The 9,984-nt window shown below is 50.3% G+C and carries 9 protein-coding genes and 1 pseudogene; 6 read left to right on the plus strand and 4 right to left on the minus strand.

The window, feature by feature from the left end; all coding sequences use genetic code 11:
- The 3 genes and pseudogenes from Q0340_RS01360 to pta form a co-directional block, all read right to left on the minus strand.
- Nucleotides 1-369, minus strand: a pseudogene (locus Q0340_RS01360) (hypothetical protein); the annotation flags it as partial.
- Nucleotides 370-897: 528 nt separating this feature from the next.
- Nucleotides 898-2,130 (minus strand): acetate kinase, encoded by a 1,233-nt coding sequence (locus Q0340_RS01365; protein ID WP_298081846.1) that lies wholly within the window; start codon nucleotides 2,128-2,130, stop codon nucleotides 898-900.
- Nucleotides 2,130-3,728: a phosphate acetyltransferase gene (gene pta, locus Q0340_RS01370; RefSeq protein ID WP_298081847.1), complete on the minus strand. Its 1,599-nt coding sequence runs from the start codon at nucleotides 3,726-3,728 to the stop codon at nucleotides 2,130-2,132. The genes Q0340_RS01365 and pta overlap by 1 nt, the downstream gene beginning before the upstream one ends.
- Before the next feature lie 113 nt (nucleotides 3,729-3,841).
- Here pta and Q0340_RS01375 point away from each other — a divergent pair, with 113 nt between their 5' ends.
- The 4 genes from Q0340_RS01375 (at nucleotide 3,842) to lpxD (ending at nucleotide 8,152) form a co-directional block, all read left to right on the plus strand.
- Entirely contained in the window at nucleotides 3,842-4,564 is a 723-nt protein-coding gene (locus tag Q0340_RS01375) for a helix-hairpin-helix domain-containing protein (protein WP_298081848.1), read from the plus strand.
- Nucleotides 4,565-5,003: 439 nt separating this feature from the next.
- Nucleotides 5,004-6,698, plus strand: coding sequence for an acetolactate synthase large subunit (locus tag Q0340_RS01380; protein WP_298081849.1), 1,695 nt, complete (start codon nucleotides 5,004-5,006; stop codon nucleotides 6,696-6,698).
- 1 nt (nucleotide 6,699) lies between these two features.
- On the plus strand, nucleotides 6,700-7,170 hold the full coding sequence (gene ilvN / locus Q0340_RS01385; RefSeq protein ID WP_298081850.1) for an acetolactate synthase small subunit: 471 nt from the start codon (nucleotides 6,700-6,702) through the stop codon (nucleotides 7,168-7,170).
- 31 nt (nucleotides 7,171-7,201) lie between these two features.
- Nucleotides 7,202-8,152, plus strand: coding sequence for a UDP-3-O-(3-hydroxymyristoyl)glucosamine N-acyltransferase (gene lpxD, locus Q0340_RS01390; RefSeq protein WP_298081851.1), 951 nt, complete (start codon nucleotides 7,202-7,204; stop codon nucleotides 8,150-8,152).
- An 86-nt stretch (nucleotides 8,153-8,238) separates the two neighbouring features.
- On the opposite strand, the gene Q0340_RS01395 is transcribed toward lpxD, so the two are convergent.
- Nucleotides 8,239-8,397 carry a hypothetical protein gene (locus Q0340_RS01395; protein WP_298081852.1) on the minus strand — a complete coding sequence of 53 codons (159 nt, stop codon included), beginning with the start codon at nucleotides 8,395-8,397 and terminating at the stop codon, nucleotides 8,239-8,241.
- Between the two features lie 127 nt (nucleotides 8,398-8,524).
- Between Q0340_RS01395 and Q0340_RS01400 the strand changes: the two genes are divergently transcribed.
- Entirely contained in the window at nucleotides 8,525-9,142 is a 618-nt protein-coding gene (locus Q0340_RS01400) for a Type 1 glutamine amidotransferase-like domain-containing protein (protein ID WP_298081853.1), read from the plus strand.
- A gap of 137 nt (nucleotides 9,143-9,279) precedes the next feature.
- Nucleotides 9,280-9,858, plus strand: coding sequence for an NAD(P)H-dependent oxidoreductase (locus Q0340_RS01405; RefSeq protein ID WP_298081854.1), 579 nt, complete (start codon nucleotides 9,280-9,282; stop codon nucleotides 9,856-9,858).
- Nucleotides 9,859-9,984: the final 126 nt, after the last annotated feature.

Below are 9,984 nucleotides of genomic sequence, written 5' to 3' on the forward strand. Positions count from 1 at the left end.
CGTCTTGACGGCGGGAAGCTCTTTTTTGTATAAGAATGTGGCGATCGGACAATACACGCAGCTTAGCGCGAAAGCCGTTAAAATAGGTATCCACAATGCTGCGACGTAAAATTCCGCAAGCTGCGTATGCGGGCTTATTTTGCCGATTGCGGCGATATTTGGAAAAAACTGCTTCATAAATTTAACGAAGTCTGCGCACGCCGCGCTTACGTCTAAAATATTTTCGGGTAGCACGAATACGCTAAGCGCCGTGATCGCAAACAGCACAAAAACCGCCGCGTAAAGTCGCCCGAAAAATTTAATAAATTTCGTATCGGGATACGGCGTATCTTGCTCTTGCGTGCCTTGTGAATTTAGCAAATCGCTCATCGTTCGCTCCTTTAATAAATCTTTACGGCAAAACCCGGCTCGCGCTAAATTTTAAAATTTTATGCCTTATTATCCGGTAAATTTCACAATGAGGACCTGTTTTGGAATTTTACGGTCTAATTTGAAGCTAAATTTATTAAATTTAACCAGCAAAGCTTTGTTTAAAAACAAAGCGTCGCCGCTTCTAACGCGCAGTGAGGCAGATACAGGTTGGGGCGGTGGGGTCTGCTTGAGGTCGCGAGGCGAGGCCCAGGCAAAGCAAAAAAGGGCGCTTCGCAAGTATAGCCCCTTCCGCTCCGCCTCTTCCGAGCAAGAATTTAAGCCTTATCGGAAGCGACAAATAAAATTTAAACCCGCGCGTAGCGTAGCAATTTCTCGTATCGTCGGAGCCAGAAAGCCACTAAAATAAAGAAAGTCCTTTCATTTCACGCAAGCTCGCAGCTAAAGCCTGAAATTTAATCGCTTAACAAAAAAGGCAAGTTAGCGTTGCTGCTCGCAAAATAACCGCGGAATCCCGCTAGATCAAATTTAAAATTCCGAGTATTTCTGATAGTCGATCTGCGCGGAGTTTTTGTTGATCGTATCGACCGTAGCTTCAGCGATCGCAAGTTCCTCGTTGGTGGGGATTACGAGCGTTTTGATTTTGCTATCTACTGCGCTTAAATTTCTAATCGAGCCGGTATTTTTGGCGTTTTTTGTCGCATCGATTTCGATGCCGATATGAGCGAGCTTCTCGCAGACATTTTGCCTAAAATGCGGCGCATTCTCGCCGATACCGCCGGTAAAGATCAAAGCGTCCACTCGCCCGAGCACGGCATAATACGCTCCGATCATCTTAACGACGCTGTAAACGAGCATCTCAAACGCGAGCTTTGCGCGCGGTTCGCCGCCCTCCATCTTTTCATAGACCTTTCGCAGATCGCTTGCGCCGCAGATGCCCAGAAGTCCGCTTTTTTTGTTCATTATGGCGTCCATATCCTGCGCGTTGTAGCCCGCGACGCGCTCGATGTATGGGATGATCGCAGGATCGATCGAGCCGCATCTGGTGCCCATTATGATCCCCTCAAGCGGCGTCAGCCCCATCGAGGTGTCGATGCACTTGCCGTTTTCTATGGCGCTCACGCTCGATCCGTTGCCAAGATGTAGCGTAATGGCGTTGAAGTTTTCGTATTTTTTACGCAAAAATTTCGCTCCCATTGTCGAGACAAACCAATGCGATGTGCCGTGCGCGCCGTAGCGACGAACCTTATATTTTTCATAGAATTCATACGGCAGCGCGTACATATACGCATAAGGCGGGATGCTTTGATGAAAGATCGTATCGAAAACCGCTACGTTTGGAATTTTAGGAGCGATCTTCAGGCAGGATTTGATGCCTGCTAAATTTGCGGGATTGTGTAGCGGCGCAAGCGGCGCAAGCTCGGCGATTTTAGCCATTACGTCCTCATCTATGAGCGCGGGAGCGTCGAAATAATCCGCGCCCTGAACGATGCGATGCCCGATACCGCCTACTTGAGTTAGATCTTTGATTACTCCGCTTTGTTTTAAAAGATCAATCGCGATTGCGATCGCGGTTTCGTGATTTGAAATTTGCTCGTTTTCAACTTTTATGCTTCGTCCGTTGGCGCAATTGATGCTTCCGCTTGCGTGCGTCGAGCCGATCTCCTCGATGAGCCCACTTGCGATGCAGGCGTGATTTAGCATATCGTGGAATTTAAATTTAACCGAGCTCGAGCCGGAATTTATGACTAGGATATCCATTAATTCTCTCCTGCTTGAATGGCGCTGATAAGTATCGTGTTTACGATATCGGCGACCTTGCAGCCGCGGCTTAGATCGTTTACCGGCTTTTTTAAGCCCTGCAGAATCGGCCCGATCGCCACGGCGCCTGCGGTGCGCTGAACGGCCTTATAACAGATATTTCCGCAGTTAAGATCAGGGAAGATAAATACGTTCGCATGCCCTGCGACCGCGGAGCCTGGCATCTTTTTCTTGGCAACCGCTGCATCGACCGCCGCATCGAATTGCAGCGGCCCGTCGATTGTGAGATCAGGCGCCTTTTCGCGCGCTTTTTGCGTTGCGGTTTTTATGAATTCTACGCTGTCGCCGCTGCCGCTATCGCCGCTGGAGTAGCTTAGCATCGCCACGCGCGGCTCAAGCCCGAACGCCTTTGCGGTCGCGGCGCTTGAGATCGCGATACCCGCCAGATACTCTGCGCTCGGGCTCGGCGCTACGGCGCAGTCGGCAAAAAGCAGAGCCTGCGTATCCAGGCACATTATAAACGCGCCGCTAACGCTCGCGATACCGGGCTTTGTCTTGATGATCTGAAGTGCAGGGCGGATCGTCTCAGCAGTAGTCGTGCTCGCGCCGCTTACCATCGCATCGGCTAGCCCTTCATACACGAGCATCGTGCCGAAGTAGGTGCGATCGCGCACTAAATCGCGCGCCTGCGCCTCGCTCATGCCCTTTGCCTTGCGAAGCTCATATAGATCGCGCGCAAATTTTTCTAAGCTCGCATCCGTCTGCGGATCTAAAATTTTAACGCCGCTTAGATCGAGACCTAGCTTGCTTGCGCTTTTTTGCACTTCGTCTTGCCGCCCCAGAAGGATCAAATTTGCCCCGCCGCTTTGCTTTATAATCGCAGTCGCGCGCAGAATTCTCTCATCGTCGCTTTCTGGTAGCACGACGGTTTTAACGTTCGCGCGAGCCTTGGCGTAGAGCTTGCTTTCAAATTTCAACGGGGTTAGAATTTCACAGCGCGTGGAGTTTGCGGCGTCAGTGAAGTAGCTTTTGTCGGCAACGACTTTATCAAGCTCTATCGCGCCGCTTTGGCAAGCGGAATTTTCGTCGTGAAATTTTGCATCGCTTTCGCAGGCAGAATTTTTGCCGCAAAGCTCCGATTTTTTAGAATTTACACCCTCTTGTGCAGGTCTTAGCGCGGAAAATGAAATTTTATCCTCATATATGCTGGCAAAGCTTACCGCTTTGGCCGCAGCGATTGCGCGCTCGCCGATGCGCGCGGCAATTTCGTTAGGATAAAATCTGCAAACGGGGATATTTAGATCCTTGGCGATTTGTAAATTTAGCTCGCGCATATCGGCTCCTGCTACGCCGCGAACCAGCACGAAATTGCACTGCTTTAGGATCTGCGCAAAGCGCTCGATCGCCGCCTTTCGCACGCGCTCATCCTGCCCATCCGCGAGCGCTTTTTCAAGCTCGCTCCTGCCAAAAAGGGCATTGTCGCCAGCGATGCAAAGTTGCAAAACGTTGTGAAAGCTCATGGATAAAATTTTATCTAGTTTTTTTAGCTCGGATTGGTAGGCGGCGGGTTCGTCGCATAGGAGCAAAATTCCGTTCATCGGTTGATCCTTTTGAAATAAGATAGGCAATTGTAGCAAAATTTTGCTTGCGTGTTAATCAAAGATTTATCGTGAGGGTTTAGAATTTAGTAACTTCCAACAAAGGAGCGCACATGAAAAATTTAGTGATTTTGGCTCTTTTAGTGAGCCTCGCCGCGGCGAAAATCAACATAAATGAAGCTAGTCGCTATGAGCTGATGACGATCGGCGGACTTGATGCGGGTAGGGCGGATATGCTTATGCAATACCGCCAAAAGCGCGAAATTTCAAGTGCAGATGAGCTAAAGGGCATCAACGGCTTTGCAAGTTACGATACTGCTAAACTGCAGAAGAGCTTTGAAATATCGCCTAGAGCTAACGTGCAGCAGCCGGTGCAGCCTGATCGCGATATAGTCGTGGTCGAAAAGACCCGCACCCGCACGGTTTATGGAGGCTATACTTACAAACGCGTTGAAAATTACGGCAATGGCATCACGATCACAGAGACCGGTACTTTACCGCCGCCTCCTCCGCGAGGATATGGTAGGCACGGCGACATGATGCCGCCTCCTCCCCCGCCTCCTGGCGGCATGCCACCACCTCCGCACGGAGGTATAAAACCACCTCCTCCGCCACCGCCACCTCCGCGTGATGATTATTCTCGCAGGAGAAGTTCTGGCAGTATGAGCGATAGCGAGATTGGCGGAAGCTCGCGCCGTAACATGCCGGTGCCTATGCATATGGGAACGATCCGCTCGAAAAGATCCAGTAGCGTCACAAGCTTCGGCGACTGCGATCCGCAAAGCGGCAACTGCGCTAGTGTGGGCGTAGGCGTGCAGGTAGATAGAGGGTTTTAAAATTTAATTTTACGTGGGCGGAATTTTAGAATTTTATAATCGAGATTCCGCCCGTCCTAAATTTACGGCTAAATTTTAATTTCGTAGCTATGGAATTTCAAATCTACACAGGAGTTGCTCTGCGCTACGATAAAATTTCAAAAAATTTATAAATTTAATCAGCAGCTTACGTGGTAAAATTTCAAGCTAAAATTTTACGTTAAAAATTCCGTGCCGCGTTTGGTCGAAACAAATCTGCACTTTAAAATTTTAAATCCGAAATCCAGCCACATGATAAATTTTAAATTTGCCTTTTCTACTCTCGCTAAATTCCAAAATTTTGCCCCGTCTTGCTGCTATTAAATTTTAAATTCGACCCGATTTAGCGCCTAAAATTCGTGAAATTTAATTTACAAAATAATATAATCACAAAATTATTCCAACGAAATAGGATGGGCGTATGAAAGAAATTAGCGGATCGCAGATGATCGTGGAGGCGTTGCGGCAGGAGGGGGTCGAGGTGGTTTTCGGCTACCCGGGCGGCGCGGCGCTGAACATATACGATGAAATTTACAAACAAAAATACTTCAGACATATTTTGGTGCGCCATGAGCAGGCCGCGGCGATGGCTGCGGACGGATACGCGCGTGCTAGCGGCAAGGTCGGCGTGGCCGTCGTCACGAGCGGACCGGGTTTTACGAACGCGCTTACGGGGCTTGCTACGGCGTATAGCGACAGCATCCCGATCGTGCTTATCAGCGGGCAGGTGGCGACCTCGCTTATCGGCACCGACGCCTTTCAAGAGATCGATGCGATCGGAATTTCGCGCCCTTGCGTCAAGCACAACTATCTAGTTAAAACGATCGAAGAGCTGCCCAGAATTTTAAAAGAAGCTTTCTATATCGCTCGCAGTGGCAGACCGGGGCCCGTGCACGTTGATATTCCCAAAGACGTAACGGCGAAGCTTGGCGTTTTTGAATATCCTAGCGAAATCAAGATGCAGACTTACAAGCCGAATTATAGGGGTAACGCTAAACAGATCAAAAAAGCCGTCGAGCTAATCGCAAGCTGCAAAAAGCCTATCCTCTACATCGGCGGCGGCGTTATCAGCGCGGGCGCAAGCGAGCTGGTGCGCGAGCTTAGCGAGTTTGCGCAGATCCCTGTCGTTGAAACCCTTATGGCGCTGGGGGCTATGCGAAGCGATGATAAAAACCGCCTCGGCATGGTAGGAATGCATGGCAGCTACGCCGCAAATATGGCGCTTAGCGAGTCAGATCTGATAATCTGCTTGGGCGCGAGATTTGACGATCGCGTCACGGGCAAACTTAGCGAATTCGGCAAAAACGCAAAGATCATCCACGTCGATATCGATCCTAGCTCGATCTCAAAGATCATAAACGCGGATTATCCGATCGTGGGCGATGTGAAATCGGTGTTAGAGGAGATGCTGCCGCGCATTAAAAGCGAGGTCAGCCCTCAAAATTTCGAGCAGTGGCGCGAGCTCATCCGCAAATACGATGAAATTCACCCGCTTAAATTTAACGACAGCGATGAAATTTTAAAGCCGCAGTGGGTTATCCAAAGTACCGCAAAAATAGCGGGTGAGGACGCTATCATCGCTACGGACGTGGGTCAGCATCAGATGTGGGTCGCGCAGTTCTATCCGTTTTGCAAGCCGCGCACTCTGCTAAGTAGCGGCGGGCAGGGCACGATGGGATACGGCCTGCCCGCGGCATTGGGCGCGAAGGTCTATGCCGGGGATAGACCCGTTATAAATTTTAGCGGCGACGGCTCGATTTTGATGAATATCCAAGAGCTGATGACTGCGAGCGCGAGCGGCCTAAACGTCGTAAATATCGTATTAAACAACAATTTCTTAGGCATGGTGCGGCAGTGGCAGAGCCTATTTTACGGGCAGCGTTTCTCATCGACCGATCTTAGCTCGCAGCCCGATTTCGTAAAAATTGCGGGGGGCTTCGGCGGCGTGGGCTTTAGCGTTAGCACCAAAGCGGAATTTGAGGATGCGCTGAAGCAGGCTCTTGCGAGCAAAAAGGTAAGCGTCATCGAGGCTAAGATCGATCGCTTCGAAAACGTCTGGCCGATGGTGCCCGCAGGCGGCGCGCTTTATAATATGATTTTTGAGCAGGAGTCGTAGGATGAATAGCATAAGAAGAATAATCTCGGTCGTCGTTACTGATGAGCACGGCGTTTTGTCGCGGATCTCGGGGCTTTTTGCGGGGCGCGGCTATAATATCGACAGCCTCACCGTCGCACCGATCCCAAATACCGGTCTATCGCGCCTTAGCATCGTCACTTCGGGCGACGAGCGCGTCATAGAGCAGATCACTAAGCAGCTTCATAAACTGATCCCCGTCTACAAGGTCATCGAGGATGCAAAATTCGTCGAAAAGGAGATGGTTTTGGTAAAGATCGCGCTGGGTGAAAATTTAGCGGGGCTTGACGCTGTTTTAAAAGCCTACAACGGCAGCATCGCAAACAGCGACGACAGCAAGATCGTCATCATGGCGTGCGACGACGCAGACCGCATCGACGGATTTTTAAAGACGATAAAAAAATACAATCCGATCGACGTCGTCCGCGGCGGCAGCGTCGCGCTGGATATGTAAGCGGCGATAAAATTTAATCAAAGGAGCGCAAATGAAATTATCAAAAATTGCCGAAATTTTAAATATAGAGCTTAGCGGAGCGGACGCGGAGATCACCGCGATAAATTCGCTTCAAAACGCAAGGCAAAGCGAGCTGAGCTACTGCGATAGCGACAAAAACGAGAAATTTTTATCCGCTACCAAAGCGGCCGCCGTGCTGGTAAAGTGCGGCACCGTAGTCCCAAGCGGCGTGCGAGCGCTGGAGTGCGAAAATCCGCATCTAGCCTTTGCGATCTTAAGCGCGCATTTTGCTAAGCCGCTCATTCGCAAGGGCGCGCCCGCAAAGATCGCCGCCAGCGCGCAGATCGGGCAGGGCGTGCATATCGGCGTAAATTCCACAATCGGCGAAAACTGCGTCATTTTAAGCGGCGCGTATATCGGCGATGACGTGCATATCGGAGACGGCTGCGTGATCCACGCAAACGCCGTCATCTACAATGACACGATCATCGGCGAGCGCTGCATAATCCACGCAAACGCCGTCATCGGAAGCGACGGCTTCGGCTACGCGCACACCAAAACGGGCGAGCATGTTAAAATTTATCACAACGGCAACGTCGTGCTGCAAGACGAAGTCGAGATCGGCGCGTGCACGACGATCGATCGCGCGGTATTCGGTTCGACGATCGTTAAGCGGGGTAGCAAGATCGACAATCTCGTTCAGATCGGGCACAACTGCGAGCTCGGGCAAAACTGCCTCATCGTCTCTCAAGTTGGGCTTGCGGGCTCGACGACGCTCGGACGCAACGTCGTGATGGGCGGACAGAGCGGCAGCGGCGGGCACGTAAGCGTGGGCGATTTCACTCAGATCGCGGCGCGCGGCGGCATAAGCAAGGATCTAGCGGGCGGCAAAAACTACGCAGGACAGCCTATAATGGAGCTTAGCGAGTGGTTCAAGCTGCAAGCTAAGATCGTTAGATTTTTTAAAGATAAAAAGCACTAGCCGTTTTGCCTTGGTTGATTAGATCGATTGGCTTGATTTGATCGTTTTGATCGTTCGCTCTGATCGACTCCTCTAGCTAGCTTAATCTAGCAGGCTCGCGTCGTTTCAGTGAAGTTTGAAATCGCCAGGCAGTTGGCGATTGTGGAGTGATTTGCGCTGCGTTCGGTTTTTGCATAGTTTGCAAACTGCTGCGGCGGTAAATTTTGCCCTTTTATCGGCGAAATTCTGCCCGCGCCATTTTTCATCGTGTGCTTGCTTTGTGGGCGCGGTAGAATTTAATCTACTCGTTTTGAAATACGTTTGCTCGCAGTCATTGCGGCAAAGCTTTACGGGCGCTTTTAAATCAGTGAAAATTTAATTAAAGGAAAAACAATGATAGAGATGTTTTTATGCTCCTATTTTGCGGGTGCGGCGACGCTTTTTGAGGACTATGCGAGGCAAAATATCCGCGCTAAAGAGGTGCTTTTTATCCCGACCGCCGCAAACGTCGAGGAGTACCGAGACTACGTGGACGAGGCGAAAGAGGCGTTTGCCAAAATGGGCTTTACGGTTCAAATTTTAGACGTTTCCAAAGCGAGCGAGGCCGAAGCGAAGGCGAAGATCGGCGCAGCGCAGGTGCTTTACGTAAGCGGCGGCAACACCTTTTATCTTTTGCGCGAGCTTAAAAAGAAGGATCTGGTAGCCCTCATCGCTAGTCGCGTCCGAAGCGGCGAGCTCGTGTATGTGGGCGAGTCGGCGGGCGCTATGATCGCAGCTCCCAGCGTGGAGTACGCGAGCGTGATGGACGATGCGGGCGACTACGGGGCCGCGGCGCAAACGGGGCTTGATCTGGTGAAATTTTACCCCGTGCCGCACTACGGCGAGGAGCCCTTCGTGCAAAGCGCGGCTGAAATTTTAAAAATTTACGGCGGCAAGTTAAAATTGGTGCCGATAAATAACGCCGAAGCGATCGCGGTGCACGGCGATAAATTTGAAATTTTGGGGCGGTAAACTGCAGCGTAAAAGTAAAATTTAGTAATTAAACGTTTCATAAAATTTACGCTTATATTTGCGCATAGGGCTGCGAGGTGAAATTTTAACTTAGGTGCAGCGAGTCGCTAACGAATAAATTTAATCAAAGGATCAAAATGAAAATACTACTTATCAACGGCGGAGCGCCGTTTAACGGCAAAGGCGGCAAGCTAAGCAAGACACTGCACGAGCTAGCCAAAAAAACACTACAAGCCCTAGGGCACGAAACGCGCGAAACCACGATACATGAGGGCTACGATATAGAGGGCGAGGTAGAAAAATTTCTATGGATGGATGCCGTGATCTGGCAGATGCCCGCGTGGTGGATGGGCGAGCCTTGGCTAGTCAAAAAATACGTGGACGAGGTGTTTATGGGCGGCATAGGCAAGATAGTGGCAAACGACGGGCGACACAGCGCAAATCCAAACGACGGATACGGCACCGGCGGGCTGATAAAGGGCAAATCGCACATGCTAAGCGTCACTTGGAATGCGCCGCTTCAGGCATTTAACAAGCCGGGCGATTTTTTCGAGGGCGTAGGTGTAGATGGCGTTTATCTGCATTTTCATAAAGCCAACGAGTTTTTAGGCACGAAAAGGCTGCCTACTTTTATGTGCAACGACGTCGTTAAAAACCCGGACGTAGAGCGTTTTATGAGAGATTACGAAGCGCATTTAAAAAAGGTTTTCGGCTAAATTTAAGCAGACTTTAGCGCAAATTTATAAGCTAGACAGTAGAAATTTTACCCTGCCCTTTGTGCCGTTAAATTTGATCTAAATTTAAACTCACGCCACGCCGGAGCGTAGAATTTCGCTGTGAAT

This window comes from uncultured Campylobacter sp. (assembly GCF_938045595.1).
Classification (GTDB): Bacteria; Campylobacterota; Campylobacteria; order Campylobacterales; family Campylobacteraceae; genus Campylobacter_B.